This window comes from Lysinibacillus sp. AR18-8, assembly GCF_001705465.1.
GTDB lineage: Bacteria > Bacillota > Bacilli > Bacillales_A > Planococcaceae > Lysinibacillus > Lysinibacillus capsici.
On the sequence record NZ_MDGU01000017.1, the window covers coordinates 38,220 to 61,101 of the forward strand.

A 22,882-nucleotide genomic window follows, 5' to 3' on the forward strand; every position below is an offset into this window, starting at 1 on the left:
TATGCTATTCTTTCTCTTTCTAGTTTATCTTAACGAGTATACTATTTTTCCTAGAAGTAGTACTCATTCAAAAGTTTGAACTTGTCCTCAAAAGAAAAAACATCGTTTGATGGGCGTATCAAACGACGTTTTTCGTTAAGAGGTTTCTAGTTTATGAACAAGTGCTTTTTTTCTACGCTCAACGATTTTTTGACAGATGAACGTCACGATAAAAATGAAGCCGACTGTTGTCGCCATCATACCTGCTATAGAGGTATCCCAAAATTTCGCTAAATAATAGCCCATGACGGAAGCAGCAGCTCCAAAGAGCATACTATAGACGAACATTTGCTTAATCGTCTTGCTGATTAAATAGGAGGTAGCAGCTGGCCCAATCAACATGGCAACCACTAAAATGGCCCCTACACTATCAAAAGCTGCCACTGTTGTAAACGAAATCGATGTCATAAAGCCATAATGAAGAAAGACAACGGGAATGCCAATGGTTGCTGCATACACAGGGTCAAACGTCGCAAGCTTCATTTCTTTAAAGAATAGGAGTAGGAACGCAATATTAATGACGAGGACGAGCAAGAGCATCCATACTGCCTTAGGCATTGCCAGCCCAAGCAATGTCCATTTATCCCAAGGAACAAAAGCAATTTCTCCCATTAAAACATGCTCAACATCTAAGTGCACATTGCCTGCAAATAAGGTGATGAGGAGAACACCTGCTGCAAACAGAGATGTAAACACTACGCCTATCGCTGCGTCTTCTTGAATACCAGAAGAATGTAATAATTGCACAAGATAGGCTGTTAAAATCCCTGCAAACGCAGCACCTACCAACATCCAAAAACCATTCAACGTTTGGGTAATAAGGTAAGCCATCACGATGCCAAAGAGCACTGTATGACTGATCGCATCTGCAATCATGGACATTCTACGCAAGATGAGGAAGACACCTGCAATTCCACAAGTTATCCCAACTAACAGTCCCGTGAATACAACCCAAAATTCGATCATCCTACATCACCCTGCTTTCGAAATTGCATTTTCCTACGATATTTACTAATTTGACCAGTTGGACTTATAAAATACGATAGAAAGAATATACCTGCTGCCACTAAGACAATTATCGGACCCGTCGATAACCCTGTTCGAATCGCACTAATAAAGGTTCCTGTTATGCCAGCGATACCTCCAATCGCAGCACTTAAAATGAGCATTGTGCTCAATTTTTTTGTCCATAACTTGGCACTGGCAGCAGGAATAATTAATAGAGCTGACATTAAAATAACGCCAACAGCTTGTATACCTGTAACAATTGTCATGACAATTAAAACCGTTAATGTTGCCTTTAAAGCCTCTATTGGTAAGCCAATCCCTTTTGCATAAACAGGATCAAAGATCAGTAGCTTCCATTCCTTATAAAGCAAGAGACTGACCACAATAATGATGGTTGCACTAATAAAGAGCCACATTAAATCTGCCTTGGTCATCGTCGCTGCTTTACCGAAGATAAAATTATTCAGACCGCTCTGATTCCCCAGTGGGCTACGGTTAACCACTGTTAAAAATACAACACCAACACCAAAAAATACGGTGAGGACTAATCCAATGGCAGCGTCAGCCTTCATTTTTGAAAATGACACAATCCATTGAATACAATACACAGATAATGCAGATGTAATGCCCGCTCCTAGCATTAAAATTGGCAATTCCTTTTGACCTGTTAGCAGGAACGCAAGGGCAATGCCTGGTAATGCTGCATGCGCAGCAGCATCCCCAACTAGACTTTGTTTCTGTAAGAAGGAGAACGTGCCTGTGATGCCTGCTGCAATGCCAAGTAACATCGTTCCGCTCAGTACCCACAATAAGTTACCGCTTAACATTATGTCCCTCCTTACACATGCTGCATCATGAAAAGTTTACCACCATATGTTTTTTGTAATTGCTCTGGTGTAAAAACATCTTCTGTTGCGCCTGATGCTAAAATCGTTTTGTTTAATAGAATCGTATAGTCAAAGTATTCTTTGACGGTTTGAAGATCGTGATGCACAACAAAAATACTTTTTCCCTGTGCTTTTAAATCCTTTAAAATATCTATAATCGTTTTTTCTGTAGCAGCATCTACTCCTGCAAATGGTTCATCTAAAAAATATATATCTGCATTTTGTGCAAGGGCTCTAGCCAGGAATACACGCTGTTGCTGGCCTCCTGAAAGCTGCCCGATGGAACGCTCTGCAAAATCCTGCATGCCAACACTTGCTAAAGCTTGTCGAGCAACAATTTTATCCTGCTTAGACGGTCTTTTAAATAAACCTGTATGGCCATAACGCCCCATGAGCACCACATCCAACGCATTTGTTGGGAAATCCCAATCCACCGCATTACGCTGAGGCACATAGCCTACGACTAAACTCTTTGGCTCAAACACCTTCCCTAAAATTTCTACCTTTCCTACTTTATTGGGAAGCTGATTTAAAATGGCCTTTAAAAATGTGGATTTTCCTGCACCATTTGGGCCAATAATGGCAGCTAGATGACCTGTAGGCACTGTTACACAGGCATTTTCTAATACTGTTTTTTTATCATACGCCACTGATAGATTTTCCACTGTTAATGCATACATATTCTTCACCTACTTTAATGCATCGACGATCGTGTCGATGTTATGTTGATACATACCTATATACGTATCTTCTGTTGTTCCTTCAGCTCCCATAGCATCGGAGAATAATTCCCCGCCGATGACAATGTCGTGACCTTTCTCCTTAGCCCCTTCAATAACAGCTTTCATTGCCTTATCGGACACACTGGATTCTATAAAAAGAGCCTTAATCTTATTTTCTACTAAGAAATCAACCATCTCCTGGACATCTTTCACACCATACTCTGAATCCGTACTCAGTCCTTGTAAGCCACGTACTTCAAATCCCTGACTTCTGCCAAAGTAATTGAATGCATCATGAGCCGTTACTAATATTCTTTGTTGCTGTGGTATTTCATTCACACGCTTTTCTGCGTAGCTTTGTAAATCATCCAGCTTTTTCAAGTAAGCTGCTTCATTTGTTTGAAAATCTGCTTTAAATTCAGGGTATTCTTCCTGAAGCTGCGTACTGATTGCCTTGACAACACCTTTCCAAAGCTCAATATCAAACCAAATATGTGGATCATGGAGCATGGCATCCGTATCACTGGCAAGCAGTTGCTTTTCATCTAATGTCTCGCCCACTGCCAAGACCGTTTTATCCTTCGCCATTTGTTCAAATATATCGAGCATTTGTCCTTCTAAATGTAAGCCATTATAAAAAATGACTTCTGCTTTATCCAATTTCGATAAATCACTTTGAGTCGCTTTGTAGAGATGGGGATCTACGCCTGGACCCATCAATGCTGATACCTGTAAATGATCGCCACTGATTTCTTTAATCGCATCTGCAATTTGTCCAGTGGTTGCAACCACAATGCCTTCTTTTTCACCCTCTGTTTCTGCTGAACAGCCAAATAATAGAAATGAGAGTGATAATACCACCACACCTAACCATTGTTTCATTTTCCTACCTCAACTTTCTCTTTTTTAAGCAATTGTTTGAAAAAAGTGCCTAAACTACGAAGTAACCAATCGGCGGACAAGCCGTAAATTGTTTGTCATGCCCGCCCTAGTCGTATTCAATGCAAATATTCCAACTTTTTCCATACAATACTTTAATTTATATTCATTTTCCTGATAAGCTGGCGCCAGCTCATCCAGAAAAGTATTAACATCATACCTGCGCCTACTGAATCGGTCAGTTTCCATACGATTGCTAAAATAATTAAAATGGCCATTGGAAGAATCGTCAGCTTGAAATCACCTAAATCTTTCATTCACGCACTCTTCTTTCTTTGAAGATATTTTGTTTCCCTTAGGAAAAATATATGCTTAATACAAAGAAAATTCAACTACTTTATGAAAATTTCTTTAAAAAAATTTTTTTCTTATGCAAAAATTAGTTTAGCCCAAACAAAAAAATCCCTAATGCAGACATTAGAGATTTTTTTATAAAAATACATAGATTTATGTTAATATACTTTCATTCTTCTTTTTCCAGCGGCTTTCCTATAAATTCAAATGCATAAATATGTGTTTTCGTTAATTCAATAATGTCCTTGATTAAAGCTTCTTCTGATTTTTCATAGCCGCTTGCAATCCATTGCATCATCAATCCATAAAAGCCGTAGGAAGTATAATGCTTGAACATGTTCATGTTGACAGGCTGCTGATTAATAGTCTCAAATTTAAATTGCTCTTGATAAATTTTTGTAATCGTTAAGGGCATACGGGTGTGCAACCCAGGAATCGTATCTTCCACATTCAGCAGCTCGAAAAACAGACGGTGCTTATAAATGTAATGAATAATATTAAAGGATGGTGCTTTCAATTTTGTCGTATATACCTTTTCTCCATATAGATAGGGTTCACCTACTGCCACTTCCAGACCATTCAGCATTTGTTCTAATAAATTCTCTGCTAGTTCAAATTTATCTTGAAAATGCACATAAAAGGTACTACGGTTATAGCCCGCTCGTTCTACAATATCCTTCACTGTAATGGCTTGAAAACCATGTTGTTTCATTAAATCGACAAACGCTTCATAAAAATGACGGCGGGTTCTTTCTTGTCTTTGTGTCCATTTTGGCAATTTTACTTCCCCCTTTTAGACATTTCAGGTAAATATGTCTACTAGTTAGATATTTGCTACGACATTAATGATTGTTTCCGTTTTCAGGCGTTTTACAATAAAAGTACACCGTGATTTACACAGTGTGCAAGAAAAAAGATTGTTTAAGGGAGTGTCATGTATGGGGAAATTACAAGATAAAGTCGCAATTATTACAGGTGGTGCTTCTGGTATCGGTGCTGCAACCGCCCAATTATTTGTAGCAGAGGGAGCAAAAGTGGTGCTTGTGGACCTAAACGAGGAAAAAGGCCAAGCATTTGCAGCTGAACTACAGGCAACAGGCGCAGAAGCCATGTTTATCAAAGCAAACGTAACGGATGAACAGGAAGTAGCAGCTATTTATCAAACAACTATTGAGGCATTTGGCAAAGTCGATGTCCTTTTTAATAATGCAGGAATTGGTCGTGTTACACCAACTGAGGAGCTTCCTTATGCGGAATGGCGTCAAACTGTAAATGTAGACTTAGATGGTGTATTTTTAATGGCGCAGGCTGCCATCAAAGAAATGCTAAAAGCGAATGGTGGTACAATCGTTAATACAGCTTCGATGTATGGTTGGGTTGGCTCGCCAGGATCAGCTGCTTATAATGCAGCAAAAGGCGGCGTGATTAATTTAACACGTTCATTAGCATTGGAATTTGCTACGCGAGGGATTCGTGTCAATGCCCTATGTCCAGGCTTTATTGATACACCAATTATCCCAGAAGAAAGTAAGGAGCCATTACGTCAGATCACACCTATGCAACGACTAGGACAACCAGAGGAAATGGCGAAAGCTGTTTTATTTATGGCATGTGACGATTCAACGTTTATGACAGGGAACACATTAACAGTAGATGGTGGCTACACAGCCCAATAACGACGTTTAAAATAATCGCTATCCGACTAAGGGCAGCGATTATTTTTTCACTAGAAAAATTTGCAGTTTTTATCCATTTCCTGCAAACTATTACTAAAGCGAGCAAGAAAGGATGAAGACAACAAATGAAAAAATTAATAGGTACATTATTATTTTCTATTCTGATTATAGCTAGTGCAGGCAATGTACAAGCTGCTGGCTTTCGGGACGTATCAAAGGATCATTATGCATATGAAGCTATTTTATGGGCAGAAGAATATGATATTGTTAATGGCTTTACAGACGGTACATTTAAACCGAATGCTACCATTACTGAACAGCAATTAGCAAAATTATTAGCCAATTTTTATGAGCTCGAAACGCCCATCGACGAATTAAAAAAGCAAACTCCTTCGGCAAACTGGTCGGATGAATTCTATAACCAGCTCGCAAGCTATGGGGTGCCTTTAAATGGCTATTTCGACAACCGAATCCGAGCGGCTACTGTGAAGCGTGGTGTAGTGGCACAGGCTATTGCTCATTTAGCTAGCGGTAAGAAGGGCTTAGATCAATCTATTCAATTTTTACTTGATACCTATATTTCTTCCGGGCTAAATCCACAGTATGAAGAGCGTAATTTACAAAAGTTTTATGGCGTGACAAGCAACATGACCCGTGCGCAAGTTGTCACGATGCTCTATCGTATGGACGAACGAAATTATTATGAAATTTCAGCGGATGCACAAGCAATTCATGAGAATGCCAACAACGTATCTTTAAATAATAGGGCAAAAAATGCTCAAAATCAGCTCGACAAATCATTACAGCAGGCTACTCCTAGTAAAAGCGCATGGGAAGGTGTGTATACTTATTACTATAAATGGGGTAAGGGTACAAATGAGTTTAACCGCCGTGATGCTATTATCTCCAATGCCACAAACAAGAGCTTTTCTATTGCTTTAACGGCGAATGATGGCTCCGCTTCAGGTAGTGTAAATGGCACAGCCACAATTACAAGCAATACGAAAGCCCTCATGAATACATCCTCGAATGGCAATCGTTGTGTTGTCGAGTTTGAACGTTTATCCAATAATGCCCTAAAGGTGTCCGAGATTGATTGTCGTGCTGAACGTAATGAAGGCACCAATTTTTCGGGTACCCTCAAGCAGCAATAATTTGTAACAGAGTCTGATTCATTCAGGCTCTTTTTTCATCCTTAAAAGCTTCATAGCTATGTTTGGCGATGGCAATAAAATCTTCGAGACATGGATGCATATGCTTATCTTTATGCCATGCAATATCTGTATAAATCGGCGCTAAATCAACTGTGGACGGTACTTCCATTAATTGCCCACTTTCCAGCTCCTTCTCTACAACCATTTTAGGTAAAAATGTAATACCTAACCCTGCCATCACACATTGCTTGATCGCTTCAATACTGGCGAATTCAATCATTTGTAAGGGCTTGACACCCTCTTGCTGTAGCTGTGCCTCTAAATGATTACGATAGGAGCACCCTGTTTCTGTTAACAGCATCGTTTCAGTTGAAATTTGTTGAGCCGATAGAGGCTGACTAATTTCTTTGGGGGCACTCACAAAAACAAGCTGTTCCTGAATCAATCGCTCTCGCTTGAGCATGGCTGTTTCCTGATAAGTGTCCGTTATCAATGCAATATCAAGTTTACCAGCTTGTAATAAATCCTTTGCAATAGCTGTTGTATGCACAGGCTTGAAAATGATTTTCACTTGCTGGTGTGCTTGTTGAAATTGCTGTAAAATACTTGGTAGTCGATAGACACACTGACTTTCCTGTGCCCCTACCTTCAATAGGACTTGCTCCTGCTCGTTGGATATAGCTTTTTTCATTTCACGGTCTAGCTCAAGCATTTTTTTTGCATAATGCTGTAGACGCTTGCCCTCTTCTGTGAGAATAATGCGCTTGCCAAGCCGCTCAAAAAGAGGAACACCTAACTCTTGTTCTAATGTTTTTATCTGAGCTGTAATACTCGATTGAGCGTAGTCAAGAAGCTGTGCTGTCTGTGTAAAGCTTAATGTTTCAGCTGCCGTTAAAAACGTCTGAAGTTGCTTCATATCCATTCACTCAAACCCCTTTAATTCAATTTTACCGATACATTTTATCGAAACATTCATCTTTATCGATAGTAAATTTCAGTTTACACTAGTTAGTAGCTAAGTGAAAGGGACAAAAGCTAGCGAACATAGCAATAGTGAAACGTTGAAGCCAAGCCTGTTGACATTAAAATTCAAATAAAAAAACTTATTTGGGTCATAATAGTTTCCAAATAAGTCTTTTTATCCTGCTATCAATTACTCCTTCCCTGCTAATTCTTTTTTTAGAAGATCAGCTGCTGATAACGCTTTTAAATCTTGAACAATATCGCCTGGTTTGTTTCCCTGTCCTACAATATAACCTTCAAACGTTGTCCCAATAAAGTCAAATATATATTGAAATTGCTGAATCATTGGTAACCCTTTTATATATGGCTCATCTCCACCAACTGCAATGACATATGCTTTTTTAGAAGACATCAGTGCCTTAAAGTCAGGATAATCTGGGTCCCTTAAAGTTTGCGACCATCGATCAATAAAATTCTTCATTGTTCCTGTCATGCTATACCAATAAATAGGAGTAGAAAAAATAAGAATATCATGCGGAAGTATGCGGTCAATGATGGAGTTATAATCATCGTTGACATCAGAAAACCCCTCCTCAGCATGACGCTTATCAATGATCGGCTGAATTAAAAAATCCTTTAAATAAATTTCTTCCACCATTAGGCCTTGAGTAACTAATTTTGTTAATGTATCTACATTCCCATCAGGACGATTTCCACCGTAAATAACTGCTATTGACATTTAAGTATCCCTACTTCCTTAAAGTTTTAACTATTGTCCCCATATATCTATATCTTATTATGATTCCAAAAATCGATAAAGATGATTATTTTGATAAAATAAATCGAAAAATTCGATTACAAGAGCATTAGCATGGTTACTTTTAACAGTATGTTCAGTTAAACTAGGATAAAAAATGAAATCAATAGTTAGTTGTAACCCTTTTTAATTATCAAACAAACTATACCCATATTTAGCAAACTGTTGTTTGACTTGGTTAATACAATATTCAATTCGTTTCTTTTTTTCTTCTTCAGAATATCCTATTGGGTTTTTTACACACGCACCCAAATCAATCCATTTCAAAGTGCTATTTTCAGTATCCCAGTATATATGTTCAAATTTAAAATCAAAATCGTATCTGTCTACATTCAACATATCTTTTTTTGCTTCAATCATTTTCAAAACGATTTCTTTTAATTCGTTGTTAGTTATGCCTTCTTTTAAAACCTGCGATAAAGTCTTACCATACACTTTTTCTACAAATAAAAACTCTCTTTTTTTATATGCATAAATTTTAGGAAAATAAGGACTATTGTTTAGCTCCAACAATGCGTAAATATCGTTATCCCCTTTTCCTTCAGATAAGAATTTTTTCAATATAATTCCTTTGTTTTTCATTTCATAAACAATTGATCGTTTTCGATGTAATTGAATGATTTCAACTTCTTTACTCAATATAAGATTATATTCATATAAATAGATAGATTCTTTAATCTCTTCTGGTAGATCATAAAAATAATTTGTGACAAGCAAAACTTGATTACTCCTTTCATCATAAGAAGATTCGACAATAAGAGCTTATTCCCTTTATCTTTATATTTTTTCATTATTTCTACATAATTTCATTTCCAAAAAAAGTGAATACATATGTACAAGTAAAATTTTAAATACCTTCATCGTTAGATAAGGAGAATTGGAAGAAAGGTCATCTATTTACAACAAGAAAAACCCAAACTATACAGAAGCTCATAACACTTCATTAGTTTGGGTTTCTATGCGATTTCAAAGCACGCTTTCTATCAATAATAGATACATTAACTAGAATCTTTTAGGCCTTCCGATGACAATCAAAATTACCAGGAACAAACTATATATAAATGGCATATAGAAAATACTTCCTGCATCTTCACCATTTTTGATAGCAATTCCTATAAAAGCCCAGATAATTACTAATGGAAAAAATACATCTTGCTTATAAACACGAATAAAAGCAGCAAGCACAGTTGCAAGAATAAGTAATAACTGAGCCCATATTTCTTCTGAGAGCCCAAACCCATCCCACTCATAATATTTAAGCACAAAGCTAATATTAGCCATCAACGCCACACTAATCCACCCTAAATATATGGAAAATGGAAGTCTCCCTGAAAAACGATTATCCTCTTTCGAGTAACTTACATACAGAAAAATTATATGAACCAATAAGCCGACCATAATGACAATGGACGTTATAAACAATTCATAATGCCAGCTCAACAACCATGCGATATTTAAAAATGCAGTGATTACAAATAGACCCAGATTGCTATTTATCCGATTATTAGTTGAAGATCGAAATTGTTGTATAAGCCAAATGAATAATAAAAAATAAATCAAGCCCCAAATAATAAAAACATAGCCTGCTGGAATAAACAATACATCTACCTGATTAGAAATTTCACCCGTCTTTTTCCCATTAATCCCCACCGTGCTAGCTAGTCCATTAATAAAAACCATGGCGAAATAACTTATGAGTGCAATCCATTTCATGTTCTTTCCCCCTTATAAACATCATCTATTTCAATATATTCTTTACCCATTCCAACTTATAAGTAATTATTGATTGCTATTATATAAATCGTATAGCACGCCTACAAAAAACCTATAATTTCCATTAAATTATTTTACAACCTTATTCCCCTATTATTCAATATTCAACCATTATAGTTATACAATTGTTGTACAACTTTTAAATTTGTATATTATAATATGAAAAGTTGTAAGGTTTCGAATAGAGCGATACGGCACACAAATACTCACAATTATGAATGTTAATAGCTATTAGAAAGGCAGGGAAAGAATGACACCTACAGATTGGCAATATAATATTACGCAGGTATCTGAAATCACAGGGCTATCCAAACAAGTGATACGTAAATGGGAAGAGCGTTACGAACTTGTTCATCCCAAAAGATTAGAAAATGGACACCGTGTTTATAGTGAAAAAGATGTGCAGCTATATTTAAAAGTACTTAGCCTTTCCAACCAAGGCTATTCTATAAAACAAGCAGTGACAATTGTACTTAGCAATCAAAATGTTTTAGAGGCAGTTACCCCCACAGTGTTGACCAAAAGCGACAATGTAGATCATTTCTGTAATCTTTTATTGGAAGAAGGAAGACTTTGCAATGAAGTAGAACTTAATCGACTCCTGCAACAAGCAAATCATTCATTAGGATTAGCAAAATTTCTATCTCATGTGATTATTCCTTTCTTACAAGAGGTAGGAAGATTATGGGAAAAACAGGTATGGACCGAGTATCAAGAATCTGTTACTACAATGATTGTTAGAGATTATTTAGTACAATTAAGAAGGAATTACCACTCTAAAGAGGATGCACCACTTATAATGGGAGCATGCTTACCAGGGGAGCATCATGAAGTTCAACTTCATATTTTATTGTTGCAAGCAATGATGGCTGGTTGGCGATCATTCCTTGTTGGCAGTTCTCCAGCTGTTGGGGCAATTGAATCTTTAATCATACATTTTAAACCAAAGGTGGTTCTATTATCTGCTATGACTACAAGGCCATTTGAGTTATACCCTACTAGCATTCAGCAATTAGATGACTTCGCTGCAAAACATCCTGCTATTCGATTTTATATGGGGGGTGCTGGCTCTGAAGAGTATTTAAAAACACATTCCTTACATTCAATTGCTATTGCCAGTACTATTGATGAAGTTATAAATAACTTATAAACTCTCACTCTAAATAACTTTATTTTTAGTAGGAGTTTAACGTTTTTGGTTAGAACTAGTACTATAAACAAAAGTTAAAAAGTTTATTAATACTGCTATCCCTGTTTAAATAAGGCATTGTTCTTACAATCTATTTTATTGAGAAGTTCAACGAGAATATCATGGATGAAAGCATTGGTTACACATGCTTTTGTCTATGATTTTTTTTTGCACGCAATAGCCATAAAATAATTTTTTAAATTTCAAGAATATATAGTTTGCACATTTTTGTACACTAATTGTATAATTACTGTATAACTTTTGTACAACAAATAAATATTTTTATCTATTTATAAATCATGACTCAATACAGGTAGTGTTATAAGACTAAATAGCAGATACGGAGGTTTTTCACAATGAAAAAGGAGATTATTGTTATAGGAGCTGGTCCAGGTGGTTTAGCGTCGGCAATGCTGCTTAGCGCTAAAGGATTTAATGTCAAAGTTTACGAGAAACAACCCTATATTGGTGGTAGAACAAGTGAAATAAAGCTAGGAGAATATAAATTTGATATGGGCCCCACATTTTTAAATATGTTTTATATTATTGAAGAAATATTCGAGCTTGCCGGTAAAAATATACATAATTATATAGATCTAGTAAACCTAGATCCAATGTATGAATTAATTTTTCACGATAAGCGCATTAAAATGACTCGTGATCGTGAGGAAATGATTCGTCAAATAAATGAACTATTTCCAGGCAATGAGGGCTCTTTTGAAAAATATATGAAGGAAACTAATCACAAATTAGAAGCGTTAGTACCTGTATTGCAAGCAAGCATGAACCGTTATACAGATTTACTACACCCAAAAGTTTTAAAGGCATTGGGTGAGCTTGAAATCGGTAGATCTTTAATCGATACGCTTTCACGATTTTACAAGCAAGAGGAATTACAACTTGCCTTTACTTTCCAAGCAAAATACTTAGGCATGTCTCCGTGGGAAAGTCCTGGTGCATTTTCCATTCTATCTTTTATTGAGCATGCTTATGGTGTTTACCACATTACAGGTGGCATTAATAAGTTAACACAGGCAATGGCAAAGGTTGTACGAGAAAATGGTGGAGAGATCTACACGAACTGTGGCGTTTCAAAGCTCTGGTTGGATGATCGAAAGGTAAAGGGTGTCATTTTAGATAATGGCGAAAAAATAGCATCTAATGAAGTAATAATAAATAGTGATTTTGGTCATGCGATGACTCACTTAGTCGAGCCTGGTGTTCTAAAAAAATACACTAAAGAAAAGTTAGAGAAGAAAAAATACTCTTGCTCTACTTTTATGCTTTATCTAGGTGTCAATAAAAAATTTGATTTGCCCCATCATACGATCTGGTTTGCAAAAAATTACCGAAAAAATGTTGAAGAAATTACTAACCATAAATTGTTGTCGGATGATCCATCTATCTACATTCAAAATGCAGTTGTAACAGATCCGACAGTTGCCCCACAAGGGAAATCTACGCTATATGTATTAGCACCAGTACCTAATAATTTCAGTCATATTGAGTGGGATACCTGTGAACAAGATTATCGTAACATGCTAATTGGGTTAATTGAGGACAAACTTGGCATTGAAAATCTAGAGCAATACATTGAAGAAGAACACATAATTTCACCGAAAAATTGGGAAGAGAATTTAGGTGTATATAAAGGAGCAACTTTTAACCTAGGTCATCAGCTTACACAGATGCTGACATTCCGCCCTCACAATAAATTTGAAGAATTAAAAAATAGCTGGTTAGTTGGAGGTGGTACACATCCAGGAAGTGGTTTACCGATTATCTTGGAGTCTGCACGTATTACTTCTAATGGAATTCTACAAAAGCATGGTCTAGCACAATTAGCAGTGAAACCTTTACCTAAAATAGATCTCTTTAATACGGAACTCAATAACAAACCTAGTGAAAAAGTAATGTTGCATATCTAATAATCATTAAGTATGAATTAAATTTAGCTTAGCTACCTAATATAAGGATTTGAAAATATGAATATTCAGACAAAACATATGAATGAAAATGCAATTGTAGATTCAATGAAAAAAAATTTAGCCCTTGTAGAGTTTAACTTGAATAGAAAAGTGATTTGGGCTAATAAAAAATTTGCAGAGGTTCTAGGATATCAGGTGGATGAAGTTATTGGGATGGGTCATGAAAAGTTTTGTAAACCGGATTTTATACAAAGCCCAGACTATCATCTCCTATGGCAAGGTTTATTAAATGGAGAAAAATATGAAGGAAAAATTGAAAGAATAAGTAAAATGAACGATTCTATATGGCTTGAAGCAACTTACCTCCCCATTTTCAATGACAATAATAAGGTAAGTTCCATATTAAAAATTTCAACAGATATTACAAATCGAGAATTCAATACTTTAGAGATTATTGCTAAACTAAAAAGTATGCCTCAGGAGTTAGTAGAAATTGTTGTATCCAATTCAGAAGAAAACATAAAAGCCGTAGCATCACTTGCCAAAGAAGTTGACGCAATTAGAGATACTGTAAAAGTGATTCATACTATCGCTAAACAAACAAATGTCCTAGCACTGAATGCCGCAATAGAGGCTGCACGTGTTGGTGAAAAAGGTCGCGGATTTAAAGTCGTAGCAGAAGAGGTACGAAAATTAGCACTGAATGTTGATAATGCACTTCGAAATATCGAATATAATGTAATGACTATAGAAAGTGATACGGAAAAGGTCGATAATATTACACATGATTTGAAGAAAGTTGTAACAGAAACTCACAATGAATTTAATAAAGCCATTGATAGATTCGAAAAAATGCTTTAACTAGTCAATAATACAGCAGCTAAAGTTCTCAATAGATATTTGAGAGCTTTAGCTTCTTTTTTCTAACTAATTAATATCACTATAAATTATATTCTACTAACAATATCCTTATTATTTAATGGTATTTTTTCATTTTTTCAAACCACCCAAATGCTATCTCAGCCTCTATACATTCATTGTCCTGTGTAACTAAAAAAATTACAAATGATTCACCAGATGGAAAAATAAATTTTCCATCTTCATCGCTTACTAAAGTACTTTGTGGTGGAACAATTCGTTTAAACGCATTTACTCCTTTATAGGGGTGCCCTTCAACAAGTTCAGCAAATTCAATTTTAACGTCTGGATTTGGTGGTGGATAAATGGCTGTATTAGTAGGCGTTACATTTTTAGAAATCATTGAATCCCCAGGAGGTATTGCATTAAACCAAATTTCAGCCAGAATAGGTTGTTTAGAATAATTAGTAATGGTAAACGCATTTACAAACAAATCCACATTAGAATATTTAGGATTACTTAAGCTTCCCCACGCATTTCTTCCTTTTTTTAAGGTAATTAATTCGGTTTGCCCAACAAAATATTGACCTAATAATGATTCATATAAAGGAGTAGGAATACTAACTATTTTCATAAATCGATCATTATTTTTCATTGTCAATCTCACCCCCTTTTATATATTAATGTATGTATTTTTAGTAGGGATGTTTAGACGAAAATATCTTACAAATAAGAGGTTGAATTAATCAACACGCAATCCTTAATTTTACGACTAATTCCATATTACAATGACTTGTAAGCATGTTTATAGTTCGTAAATGATGGTGAATGAGAGCTAGCACTAAATAAGCAATATAAGAAAACGACCTAAAAGCTTAATGAAAGCTAGTAGGTCGTTTTTTTATCTATGCTTCTACCGTGATATGCTGGAAGGTTGTCACATCAAATAATCCTGTATCTGTTAGCTTTAAAGTAGGAATAACTGGTAATGCCACAAAAGAAAACGTTAGTAGAAAATGGAAATCTAATGTTGGATTAAGCGTCTTTAATGCCCTGTGCAAGCCTGCTAGCTGCTCCTTTGCCTGTTGAGCTGGTACATCTGTCATCAAGCCACCAATGGTTAATGGCATCTCCGCTAGAATTTGGCCATCCGCAACGATCACAAAGCCCCCTTGGATTTCCTGAATGCGTGTAAGCGCCAGGACCATATCCTCATCATTTGTTCCTAGAACAAGGGCATTATGGGAATCATGAGCTACTGTTGTGGCTACTGCTCCTTTTTGTAAGCCAAAGCCTTTAACAATTCCTAAACCTGTCGTGTGTAGCTGATGATGACGTTCGATGACGGCTAGTTTCAGTAGATCTTGTTCTACAGAAGGGACGAAAACACCATCCTTTACAGGTACATCCATTATTACATGATTGGTAATTAGCTGATTCGGCACAATCTCCATTACATTTGCCTTTGTACCCTTTGTGAATGCTAGTTGTAGCCTATCCTTTGTAATGGTTGGTAAATGGACAGATTGATGGATATGAGCAGGCACAACTGGCTCTTGATGATTTGTCAGCATTTTACCATTTTCAGCCACTTTCTGCCCATTTTTCCATACGGCCTTTGCCTGCATTGTTGACAAATTCTCTATTAACACAAAATCTGCCTTATAGCCTGGTGCAAGTACACCTCGATCTAATAAACGATAGCATTCTGCGGTGTTAACGGTTGCTAACTGGATTGCTTGCAATGGTTGCATCCCTTCAGCTATTGCCATGGCGATATCATAATTGATGCTGCCTTCGTCGATTAACTCATCCACATATTTATCATCTGTACAAAATCCAAAGCGACGAGCATTATGCGACTGGACAGCTGGCAATAAGTCACGTAAGTTTTTCGCGGCTGAGCCCTCTCGGATTAGCACATACATCCCCTGCTCTACACGGTCAATGGCTTCCTCAGCCGTTACACATTCATGATCTGTGTGAATACCCGCAGCTCGATAGCCTGTAATTTGTTCGCTTTGTAAGCCTGCACAATGCCCATCAATGACTAAATTTGCTTCCTGCGATAATAAAATTTTCTGAAGCATGTCCTCTTGCCCATTTAATACCGCTGGGAAATCCATCACCTCAGCTAATCCACGAACCTGTTCATGTTGTAGAAATGGTGCCAAATCCTTAGCTGTTAGTGTAGCGCCTGCATTTTCAAACTGTGTACCTGGCACACTTGATGGCAGCATCACAAAAATATCCATATCTGCCTTTTGTGCATCATCGAGCATAAATTGAATGCCTTCTGCTCCTGCGACATTGGCGATCTCATGAGGATCTGTCATTACCGTTGTAATCCCATGAGGAAGTAAAACGCGACTAAATTCCCCTGGTGTCAACATAGAAGACTCAATATGTATATGACCATCAATTAAACCAGGAATGACATAGCCTCCTGCCGCATCCTCTTCCTGTTTAGCGTGAAACTTATTAGTGCGATCTAGAGCCACAATCATCCCATTCTTCACGACGATATCTGCTTTTTGCCATGTTAACGAAAAAACATCCGCAATTTGCGCATTTCTCAGTATAAAATCTGCCTCTAATTTTCCTTGAGATGATAATACATTTTGTGTTAGCTGCTGTAATTTTATCGACATAACTTATACTCCTTTTTCTTTTAAGAACTATCATGCCAAAAAGATGCTAGCCATTGCAACTATTTATCGCTACCTCAGTAAAAAACGACCATTGATCAATGGTCGTTCGAAAATTCTAGCTCTTTAGGTGGTTGCCCTTTTTTATTCATCAAGCGCATACGAATAGGCTCAATCTTTAATGTCACCATTTCATCCTGATTGCCAATAAAGATACTTGTAAAAAATTCGGCTAGTTTATTTTTTATCCCTTCTTCATGTACTTCAGTAAGTTTGCCTTCTATTTCCACATACGTATCACCAAAGCCACCATTTTCGTAGCCATATAAAATATGGGTATATGGGTTTTTGCGCAACTCTTCCATTTTTTCTGAATGCTTATTCGTCACTGTATACAATACAAAATCTTCATGCTGGAATGTCATGTATCGTGAGTAAGGTTTGCCATTTTCTACAGTCGCCATTGTGCCAATCTTTTCTCGATTTAACACTTCTAGAATTTCATCACGTACAGAAGTCATAATATCCCATCCTTTCATCTATATATCTATTTTGCCCTCTCCCAAGAAAGCTAAACGGTCTTTTTTTGAAAAATGTGAAATGACAATCTTCGGGCATATTGAAAATCTATTGTTATAATAACTGGATGGACAACAGGAATTTTCGAATGAATGAGGGTTAAAAATGAAACAAGCTTTTTTTACGCGCTGTTTGTTTTTCATAACAGGCATTATCGTACTTTCTTTTGGTATCACATTAACAATTAAAGGCCAACTCTTTGGAGTGGGCTCATGGGATGTACTACATATTGGCTTAACAAAAACAGTAGGCCTATCAATCGGTTCATGGTCCATTATTTTGGGACTTGCTATTTTAGCGTTTGATATGCTGATTACGAAAAAGTTCCCTTTACCTGGAACGTTTATCGATATGTTTTTGGCAGGCATTTTTATTGATATTTTCAACTATTGGTTACCTGATATTGATGGTTTTTGGATGCAACTTATTTCTTACCTTACAGGGTTAGTGTTACTAGGCTGGGGCTGTGGAATGTATATGGTAGCAAATTTAGGTATTGGACCGCGTGATACACTCATGCTGATGATGGTTCATAAGCTTGGCTGGAGTGTGACTCGCTCTCGTACAACAATGGAAGTAACAGTTGCAATCATTGGCTTCCTACTTGGCGGTCCTATAGGCATCGGTACGGTATTTATGGCATTTGGGCTTGGACCAATCGTACAATTTGCCTTATCCTATAACGAAAAATTATTTATGCGATGGACAGGCGTGAAAAGCGCTGTTGTCTAAACTTTAAAGACAATGCATTTTTGCATTGTCTTTTTTACAGTTGAAATATACAGTTCAACTATATATAATCAAACTATATAGTCCAACTGTATATTTGAGGTGAAGATGTGAAAAAACATAAATTATTACCTTTATCCGAAACCATGCATTATATTCTACTTGCCTTACGTGAACCGCTACATGGCTATGCCATGATGCAAAAAATCGAGGAAATGAGCGCAGGTAGTGTAAGGATTGCTGCCGGCACTATGTATGGAGCCATTGAAAATTTATTAAAATATCATTGGATCGCGCCTGTTGAGACCCAGGATACAAGACGCAAGGTTTATCAAACCACAGAAGAGGGTCTAGAAATATTAGCGGCAGAGCAACAAAGATTGCAGCGCATTTTATCTTTATACGAGGGAGCTGGCGAACATGATAAAGTTTAAAATCTTTTTTGATATCGAAAAGGAAGAGCGTTGGTTAAACGAAATGTTAGCCAAGGGTTGGCTATGCTCTCACATAAACTCAGCAGGTATTTATACATTTCAGCCTACTGAAGATCTTGAACAAGTTATTCGGATTGATTGTCAGCAGGAGCTTCGGAAAGAAAAGAAAGCTACCTATAAGCAATTACATGAGGATTTTGGCTGGCGTATAGTAAAAGAAAAATCATATGATGGCACTTTTTATTGGACAAAAAGTAAAGATGGTAATGATGAATTATTTTCAGATAATGATTCCCACATTGCGAAATATAAACGTTTAATGAAACATGCAAGCAATTGGGCAATACTCTCCCTTATCTTCTTAATGATTTTTAATGGCACCGATAACGTCGCTCCCTTTTTCAGTATAAAAAGCGCATATTATACCCCAGGTTTATGGGATAAAGAAGGTTCTGCTTTCCTTTTTGCTTTTTTATTTGAAACACCCTTTGCCATCATGCGCTTTCTTCCACCATGGCTATTTTTAGCAACTTGTAGTATTTACATCACACTCTATTATCGTTATCGTAAATCCATACAGCAATTTTTATAGCAAATAATAAGGAGCCCCTTACGTAGTGTAAGGAGGCTCCTCTTTCCTTTATGCTTCTGGTTCAGCAGTATTTTGTCCTGTTGCTTCCATCACTTCTGGTGTATCGTCCACTGTATCATCTTCCTGTACGTTTTCAGCAGCCGGTGGTGTAATCGTCACAAGTGTGTAGTCATCCTCTTGTAAAATTTCAAACGAGAACTGTTGACGAATATCTCCGACGTATAGAGAAGTCCCAATTGCAACATTTGTAACATCTATTTCAATGGTTTCTGGAATGTCAGTTGGCTTCACTTTAATACGCACTTCACGATTAGGCTGGAGCAGGAATCCGCCATCAGCAACTCCAACTGCATCCCCAATTACAGTCACTGGAATATCCACTTCTAGCTCCTCTGACATATTGATGGATTTAAAATCCACATGCTTAACATTCCCTTTTAATGCACAACGTTGTACCTCTGTTAAAACTGCATTAATGCGTTTTCCTTCAACATCTAATTGGAAAACACTTTTCGTACCGTGTGTAGCTAACATTTTTGCAAAGGCTCTCGCATCTAACATAATTGCCGTTGATTCCATTTGAAAGCCGTAAACCACACCTGGAATGCCCCCATTTTGTCGAAGCTGTGTTAAAGAAGATTGTTGTCCCTTTTGACGTTTACTGGCAGTTAAAACCATATTCATCGAATATTTCCCCTTTCATGGAAACTAGTCTCATAAAAGGTTTTGCCTTTTCTATTGTATTTTATACATAGCAAGCACGCGATTATTTTGTCAGTATGGTAGTGATAATTTGCCTCTCAGGATTACCGTTACGCAATACAACACAGAGTGCGATAATCGCTAAAACCGTACAAACCATAAACATGACCATATAGGATGTAAATTGCACAATAAAGCCCATCAAAAACCCACCCAACCCAAAGCCTAAATCATAGGTAGCTAAAAATAAACCTAGCAAAACATTTCTTGATTCTTGTGGTACAACAAACGACATATATGTAGTAATTGTCGGATATAGCATCGCTGAGGCAAGGCCATTGAAAACAGCGGAAATATAGACAAAAGATCCTATTTCAGGTAAAACAGCAAGCAACGTTGTGCCCAATATGGAGCTGAAAAGCACACATGCAATAAATTTCGGATGCCATTGTCCATCTGAAGGAATTGAGCGTCGCAATACAAAGCGACTACCCACCACGACCAATGCCTGTAACGTTAAATAAATAGCTGGATTCCCCACTCCCTCGGTCAGCATAAACAATGGTAAAAAGGTGGTGATGGCGCCAAAAATAGCAGCACCAAGAACCATAACGATTGCTGATATGACTAGCCCCTTGTGTTGTTTTACCCCCTTCATGGCGGCTATCAGCTCTCTTGTTGTCACAACTTCTGTGTCTTCCTTTGCTTTTGGTAAAGGGGAGCCAATAAAAAACAGTAGTGGCAGAAGAGCCAACATAACCACAAAGATTAATAAATCCTGTCTATCCAATTGCGTCCACAAGAGTAGCGCTACTGCAGGTCCATATAAACCAGGTACAACACTGGATAAGGAATACATCGACATGCCTTGCCCCCGATCATGGTCGTGTAAGACAACTGTAATACCTAGCTGCATCGCCATAGAAAAGAAAGCGGTGATGATACCCTGTAGGACTCGTACTAAAAAAACACTATCAATACCAAATATGACATAGATAAGCAGTGCAAGTGCATGGCCTACTAACAGCCATTGCATAATCGTATAAGGACTATGCTTGGCGACCATTTGGCCAGCAAAAGGTCTTAATAGCATACAAACAAGCATATACATGGCCATCATGACTCCAATTTCACCCTCCAAGTACCCCCCATCCGCTGCTTCTAATGGAAAAATAACTGTCAACACGGCATTGGCGGTAAAAAAAATAACCGCAAGCCCATATAATTGCATCATGCGAAGGGATAAAGGCTGAAATTTCATGACACTTGCTCCCCTTGCAACGAAGAAATTTCTTGACGATTTATAGGTAATCTAGAGGCTAATAAGCGTTGGCTTATCGGATGGATCATACATGGAATTTGAGACACATCATGAAGAAATTCCACCACTTCACCCTGGTCTACAACAGCTACTTCATCTGCAAACAAACTAACTGCGTGTAAATCGTGAGTAATAAATAAATAACTGAAGCCTCTCTCCTGTTGCAATTGTTTCAGAAGTTTTAGGATACTGATTTGTACCAATATATCTAAACTATTAATGGATTCATCCAAGATAATGAGCTTAGGGTCTGTTGCTATCGCCCTTGCGATGGTCACTCGCTGTAACTGACCACCACTTAATTGATGAGGGTATTTTTGAGCATCTCTCTCAGATAGTCCCACCTGTACTAAAAGCTCCTTTATTTTTTCTAGCTGCTGTTGTTTTGTCAACTGTAAATGACAATTCATTGGCTCTGCAATGATGTCTTGAATCTTCATTTTCGGATTCACAGCACTATGGCAATCTTGAAAAACGATTTGAATATTTTTTTGTAATAGCTTCTTCTCTTCTTTAGATGTCGTTGCTAGATTAATATGATCGAAGTGAATGGTACCGCTATCTGGCTTTTCCATACCTATTATCAGCTTTCCTAGTGTGGTTTTGCCACTACCGCTCTCTCCGACAATGGCTAAGCAACCCCCTTGCTTCAAGGTGAATGACATATTTTTCACAGCTTCTATTGTTTCATGTTCCCCAAACAATCTCTTTTTTCGATAGGTTTTAGATACTTGTTGGATTTCTAACATCGGTTTTCCTCCTGTCTTACCCAATAGTTCGTGTCTAGTTCATATAGAATTCCGTTTGTATCACCTGACCAGCTATCCACAAGTTTTTCAAGTTGATCATCCTTCCTTTTCGCTGCGACTAATGCTTTGGTATAGGAATGAACAGGGTTTTGTAATAGCCGTTCGGCTGGACCATATTCCATGATTTTCCCTCTTCGCATAACAACAATTTGATCTGCCATTCGGGCAATGACGCCAAGATCATGTGACACAATCAGCATCGTTGTCTGATATTGTTGCTGACAATGAGACAATTCTTCTAAAACCTTGAACTGTGTCATCGTATCAAGGGCTGTTGTTGGCTCATCTGCAAGCAAAAGCTTTGGACGAAGACTCATAGCCATGGCAATCATGACACGTTGAAGCATGCCTCCGCTTAACTCGTGAGGATATTTTTTTAACAGTCTTGAATCGGTCAATTGAAAAAAAGCAAGTTGCTCAGTTGCTATGTGCAATGCTTGTTTTTTACTGAGCGATCGGTGTGCCTGTACTGTTTCAATCATATGGTCTCCTATTGTTATAATAGGATTAAACATAGCCATAGGATTCTGCAATATACATGCCACGTCATTGCCCCGAAGGCCTCGCAACTGCTGTTCATCCATTTCCATTAAGGAACGCCCTTCCAATAAAATGTCTCCCTCATAGTTTCGGGACTCCCGAAACAGTTGCAAGATGGCATAACATAGCATCGTTTTACCGCTACCGCTTTCCCCGACAATACCAAGCGTTGTACCAGTTGGAATCTGGAAATCAACATGCTGCACAACTTTTTTAGGTCCCCGTGCTGTTTGAAGCGTAATTGACAAATCCCTTATCTCTAACATATTGTCACCTCTTCT

The 22,882-nt window shown here is 37.3% G+C and carries 25 protein-coding genes; 8 read left to right on the forward strand and 17 right to left on the reverse strand.

Translation table 11 applies throughout. From position 1 onward, the window contains the following. Window positions 1–135 precede the first annotated feature (135 nt). The 6 genes from BFM98_RS14670 to BFM98_RS14690 all read right to left on the reverse strand — a co-directional run bounded on the left by BFM98_RS14670 (window position 136) and on the right by BFM98_RS14690 (window position 4,667). Window positions 136–1,005: a metal ABC transporter permease gene (locus tag BFM98_RS14670; protein WP_066037766.1), complete on the reverse strand. Its 870-nt coding sequence runs from the start codon at window positions 1,003–1,005 to the stop codon at window positions 136–138. Further along, window positions 1,002–1,874 carry a metal ABC transporter permease gene (locus BFM98_RS14675; protein WP_054550447.1) on the reverse strand — a complete coding sequence of 291 codons (873 nt, stop codon included), beginning with the start codon at window positions 1,872–1,874 and terminating at the stop codon, window positions 1,002–1,004. The genes BFM98_RS14670 and BFM98_RS14675 overlap by 4 nt, the downstream gene beginning before the upstream one ends. A gap of 11 nt (window positions 1,875–1,885) precedes the next feature. Further along, window positions 1,886–2,614 (reverse strand): metal ABC transporter ATP-binding protein, encoded by a 729-nt coding sequence (locus BFM98_RS14680; RefSeq protein WP_048392425.1) that lies wholly within the window; start codon window positions 2,612–2,614, stop codon window positions 1,886–1,888. Window positions 2,615–2,623: 9 nt separating this feature from the next. Then, entirely contained in the window at window positions 2,624–3,538 is a 915-nt protein-coding gene (locus BFM98_RS14685; protein ID WP_066037767.1) for a metal ABC transporter solute-binding protein, Zn/Mn family, read from the reverse strand. Between the two features lie 152 nt (window positions 3,539–3,690). Continuing rightward, the gene (locus tag BFM98_RS24015) at window positions 3,691–3,852 is read right to left on the reverse strand and encodes a hypothetical protein (RefSeq protein ID WP_004230657.1); all 162 of its coding nucleotides are present in this window, start codon (window positions 3,850–3,852) and stop codon (window positions 3,691–3,693) included. 206 nt (window positions 3,853–4,058) lie between these two features. Then, entirely contained in the window at window positions 4,059–4,667 is a 609-nt protein-coding gene (locus BFM98_RS14690; RefSeq protein ID WP_066037768.1) for a TetR/AcrR family transcriptional regulator, read from the reverse strand. A 160-nt stretch (window positions 4,668–4,827) separates the two neighbouring features. Here BFM98_RS14690 and BFM98_RS14695 point away from each other — a divergent pair, with 160 nt between their 5' ends. Next, complete coding sequence (locus tag BFM98_RS14695) at window positions 4,828–5,565, forward strand: SDR family NAD(P)-dependent oxidoreductase (protein WP_016991666.1); 738 nt, start codon at window positions 4,828–4,830, stop codon at window positions 5,563–5,565. Window positions 5,566–5,690: 125 nt separating this feature from the next. After that, complete coding sequence (locus tag BFM98_RS14700; protein ID WP_066037769.1) at window positions 5,691–6,719, forward strand: S-layer homology domain-containing protein; 1,029 nt, start codon at window positions 5,691–5,693, stop codon at window positions 6,717–6,719. 22 nt (window positions 6,720–6,741) lie between these two features. Here BFM98_RS14700 and BFM98_RS14705 read toward each other — a convergent pair whose 3' ends face one another. The 4 genes from BFM98_RS14705 to BFM98_RS14720 all read right to left on the reverse strand — a co-directional run bounded on the left by BFM98_RS14705 (window position 6,742) and on the right by BFM98_RS14720 (window position 10,212). Further along, on the reverse strand, window positions 6,742–7,641 hold the full coding sequence (locus tag BFM98_RS14705) for a LysR family transcriptional regulator (RefSeq protein WP_066037770.1): 900 nt from the start codon (window positions 7,639–7,641) through the stop codon (window positions 6,742–6,744). 231 nt (window positions 7,642–7,872) lie between these two features. After that, window positions 7,873–8,421 (reverse strand): flavodoxin family protein, encoded by a 549-nt coding sequence (locus BFM98_RS14710; protein WP_066037771.1) that lies wholly within the window; start codon window positions 8,419–8,421, stop codon window positions 7,873–7,875. Window positions 8,422–8,625: 204 nt separating this feature from the next. Next, window positions 8,626–9,216: a hypothetical protein gene (locus tag BFM98_RS14715; RefSeq protein WP_066037772.1), complete on the reverse strand. Its 591-nt coding sequence runs from the start codon at window positions 9,214–9,216 to the stop codon at window positions 8,626–8,628. Between the two features lie 285 nt (window positions 9,217–9,501). Next, window positions 9,502–10,212: a TspO/MBR family protein gene (locus tag BFM98_RS14720; protein WP_066037773.1), complete on the reverse strand. Its 711-nt coding sequence runs from the start codon at window positions 10,210–10,212 to the stop codon at window positions 9,502–9,504. Window positions 10,213–10,522: 310 nt separating this feature from the next. On the opposite strand from BFM98_RS14720, the gene BFM98_RS14725 reads away from it, so the two are divergent. From BFM98_RS14725 to BFM98_RS24515, 3 genes are all read left to right on the forward strand, one after another. Then, window positions 10,523–11,422 carry a MerR family transcriptional regulator gene (locus BFM98_RS14725; RefSeq protein ID WP_066037774.1) on the forward strand — a complete coding sequence of 300 codons (900 nt, stop codon included), beginning with the start codon at window positions 10,523–10,525 and terminating at the stop codon, window positions 11,420–11,422. Window positions 11,423–11,817: 395 nt separating this feature from the next. Further along, a complete protein-coding gene (locus BFM98_RS14730) occupies window positions 11,818–13,389 on the forward strand; it encodes a phytoene desaturase family protein (protein ID WP_054550456.1) in 1,572 nt (523 codons plus the stop codon). A 57-nt stretch (window positions 13,390–13,446) separates the two neighbouring features. Then, window positions 13,447–14,250: a methyl-accepting chemotaxis protein gene (locus tag BFM98_RS24515; protein ID WP_004230681.1), complete on the forward strand. Its 804-nt coding sequence runs from the start codon at window positions 13,447–13,449 to the stop codon at window positions 14,248–14,250. 115 nt (window positions 14,251–14,365) lie between these two features. Here BFM98_RS24515 and BFM98_RS14740 read toward each other — a convergent pair whose 3' ends face one another. The 3 genes from BFM98_RS14740 to BFM98_RS14750 all read right to left on the reverse strand — a co-directional run bounded on the left by BFM98_RS14740 (window position 14,366) and on the right by BFM98_RS14750 (window position 17,416). Continuing rightward, window positions 14,366–14,902, reverse strand: coding sequence for a DUF6143 family protein (locus tag BFM98_RS14740; protein ID WP_004230683.1), 537 nt, complete (start codon window positions 14,900–14,902; stop codon window positions 14,366–14,368). A 250-nt stretch (window positions 14,903–15,152) separates the two neighbouring features. After that, window positions 15,153–16,898, reverse strand: a complete 1,746-nt coding sequence (gene ade / locus BFM98_RS14745) for an adenine deaminase (protein ID WP_066037775.1) — start codon at window positions 16,896–16,898, stop codon at window positions 15,153–15,155. A gap of 95 nt (window positions 16,899–16,993) precedes the next feature. Continuing rightward, window positions 16,994–17,416 carry a pyridoxamine 5'-phosphate oxidase family protein gene (locus tag BFM98_RS14750; protein ID WP_048392416.1) on the reverse strand — a complete coding sequence of 141 codons (423 nt, stop codon included), beginning with the start codon at window positions 17,414–17,416 and terminating at the stop codon, window positions 16,994–16,996. Between the two features lie 163 nt (window positions 17,417–17,579). Between BFM98_RS14750 and BFM98_RS14755 the strand changes: the two genes are divergently transcribed. The 3 genes from BFM98_RS14755 (at window position 17,580) to BFM98_RS14765 (ending at window position 19,229) form a co-directional block, all read left to right on the forward strand. Next, a complete protein-coding gene (locus BFM98_RS14755; protein WP_004230690.1) occupies window positions 17,580–18,206 on the forward strand; it encodes a YczE/YyaS/YitT family protein in 627 nt (208 codons plus the stop codon). A gap of 143 nt (window positions 18,207–18,349) precedes the next feature. Continuing rightward, a complete protein-coding gene (locus BFM98_RS14760; RefSeq protein WP_054550495.1) occupies window positions 18,350–18,637 on the forward strand; it encodes a PadR family transcriptional regulator in 288 nt (95 codons plus the stop codon). Continuing rightward, complete coding sequence (locus tag BFM98_RS14765) at window positions 18,624–19,229, forward strand: DUF2812 domain-containing protein (protein ID WP_066037776.1); 606 nt, start codon at window positions 18,624–18,626, stop codon at window positions 19,227–19,229. Before BFM98_RS14760 ends, BFM98_RS14765 begins: the two co-directional genes overlap by 14 nt. A 48-nt stretch (window positions 19,230–19,277) precedes the next feature. Here the strand turns inward: BFM98_RS14765 and BFM98_RS14770 are convergent, their stop codons facing one another. From BFM98_RS14770 to BFM98_RS14785, 4 genes are all read right to left on the reverse strand, one after another. Then, window positions 19,278–19,913, reverse strand: a complete 636-nt coding sequence (locus BFM98_RS14770; protein ID WP_048392414.1) for a 50S ribosomal protein L25/general stress protein Ctc — start codon at window positions 19,911–19,913, stop codon at window positions 19,278–19,280. Between the two features lie 82 nt (window positions 19,914–19,995). Beyond that, window positions 19,996–21,192: a staphylopine family metallophore export MFS transporter CntE gene (cntE, locus tag BFM98_RS14775; protein WP_066037777.1), complete on the reverse strand. Its 1,197-nt coding sequence runs from the start codon at window positions 21,190–21,192 to the stop codon at window positions 19,996–19,998. Next, window positions 21,189–22,001, reverse strand: a complete 813-nt coding sequence (locus tag BFM98_RS14780) for an ABC transporter ATP-binding protein (RefSeq protein WP_066037778.1) — start codon at window positions 21,999–22,001, stop codon at window positions 21,189–21,191. Before BFM98_RS14780 ends, cntE begins: the two co-directional genes overlap by 4 nt. Further along, the gene (locus tag BFM98_RS14785; RefSeq protein ID WP_066037779.1) at window positions 21,995–22,867 is read right to left on the reverse strand and encodes an ABC transporter ATP-binding protein; all 873 of its coding nucleotides are present in this window, start codon (window positions 22,865–22,867) and stop codon (window positions 21,995–21,997) included. Before BFM98_RS14785 ends, BFM98_RS14780 begins: the two co-directional genes overlap by 7 nt. Between the last annotated feature and the right edge of the window lie 15 nt (window positions 22,868–22,882).

Coding starts and splice junctions, on each gene's coding strand:
- BFM98_RS14670 (WP_066037766.1), bottom strand. CDS start 1,005: ATGATCGAATTTTGGGTTGTATTCACGGGACTGTTAGTTGGGATAACT.
- BFM98_RS14675 (WP_054550447.1), bottom strand. CDS start 1,874: ATGTTAAGCGGTAACTTATTGTGGGTACTGAGCGGAACGATGTTACTT.
- BFM98_RS14680 (WP_048392425.1), bottom strand. CDS start 2,614: ATGTATGCATTAACAGTGGAAAATCTATCAGTGGCGTATGATAAAAAA.
- BFM98_RS14685 (WP_066037767.1), bottom strand. CDS start 3,538: ATGAAACAATGGTTAGGTGTGGTGGTATTATCACTCTCATTTCTATTA.
- BFM98_RS24015 (WP_004230657.1), bottom strand. CDS start 3,852: ATGAAAGATTTAGGTGATTTCAAGCTGACGATTCTTCCAATGGCCATT.
- BFM98_RS14695 (WP_016991666.1), top strand. CDS start 4,828: ATGGGGAAATTACAAGATAAAGTCGCAATTATTACAGGTGGTGCTTCT.
- BFM98_RS14700 (WP_066037769.1), top strand. CDS start 5,691: ATGAAAAAATTAATAGGTACATTATTATTTTCTATTCTGATTATAGCT.
- BFM98_RS14705 (WP_066037770.1), bottom strand. CDS start 7,641: ATGGATATGAAGCAACTTCAGACGTTTTTAACGGCAGCTGAAACATTA.
- BFM98_RS14710 (WP_066037771.1), bottom strand. CDS start 8,421: ATGTCAATAGCAGTTATTTACGGTGGAAATCGTCCTGATGGGAATGTA.
- BFM98_RS14720 (WP_066037773.1), bottom strand. CDS start 10,212: ATGAAATGGATTGCACTCATAAGTTATTTCGCCATGGTTTTTATTAAT.
- BFM98_RS14725 (WP_066037774.1), top strand. CDS start 10,523: ATGACACCTACAGATTGGCAATATAATATTACGCAGGTATCTGAAATC.
- BFM98_RS14730 (WP_054550456.1), top strand. CDS start 11,818: ATGAAAAAGGAGATTATTGTTATAGGAGCTGGTCCAGGTGGTTTAGCG.
- BFM98_RS24515 (WP_004230681.1), top strand. CDS start 13,447: ATGAATATTCAGACAAAACATATGAATGAAAATGCAATTGTAGATTCA.
- BFM98_RS14740 (WP_004230683.1), bottom strand. CDS start 14,902: ATGAAAAATAATGATCGATTTATGAAAATAGTTAGTATTCCTACTCCT.
- ade (WP_066037775.1), bottom strand. CDS start 16,898: ATGTCGATAAAATTACAGCAGCTAACACAAAATGTATTATCATCTCAA.
- BFM98_RS14750 (WP_048392416.1), bottom strand. CDS start 17,416: ATGACTTCTGTACGTGATGAAATTCTAGAAGTGTTAAATCGAGAAAAG.
- BFM98_RS14755 (WP_004230690.1), top strand. CDS start 17,580: ATGAAACAAGCTTTTTTTACGCGCTGTTTGTTTTTCATAACAGGCATT.
- BFM98_RS14760 (WP_054550495.1), top strand. CDS start 18,350: ATGCATTATATTCTACTTGCCTTACGTGAACCGCTACATGGCTATGCC.
- BFM98_RS14765 (WP_066037776.1), top strand. CDS start 18,624: ATGATAAAGTTTAAAATCTTTTTTGATATCGAAAAGGAAGAGCGTTGG.
- BFM98_RS14770 (WP_048392414.1), bottom strand. CDS start 19,913: ATGAATATGGTTTTAACTGCCAGTAAACGTCAAAAGGGACAACAATCT.
- cntE (WP_066037777.1), bottom strand. CDS start 21,192: ATGAAATTTCAGCCTTTATCCCTTCGCATGATGCAATTATATGGGCTT.
- BFM98_RS14780 (WP_066037778.1), bottom strand. CDS start 22,001: ATGTTAGAAATCCAACAAGTATCTAAAACCTATCGAAAAAAGAGATTG.
- BFM98_RS14785 (WP_066037779.1), bottom strand. CDS start 22,867: ATGTTAGAGATAAGGGATTTGTCAATTACGCTTCAAACAGCACGGGGA.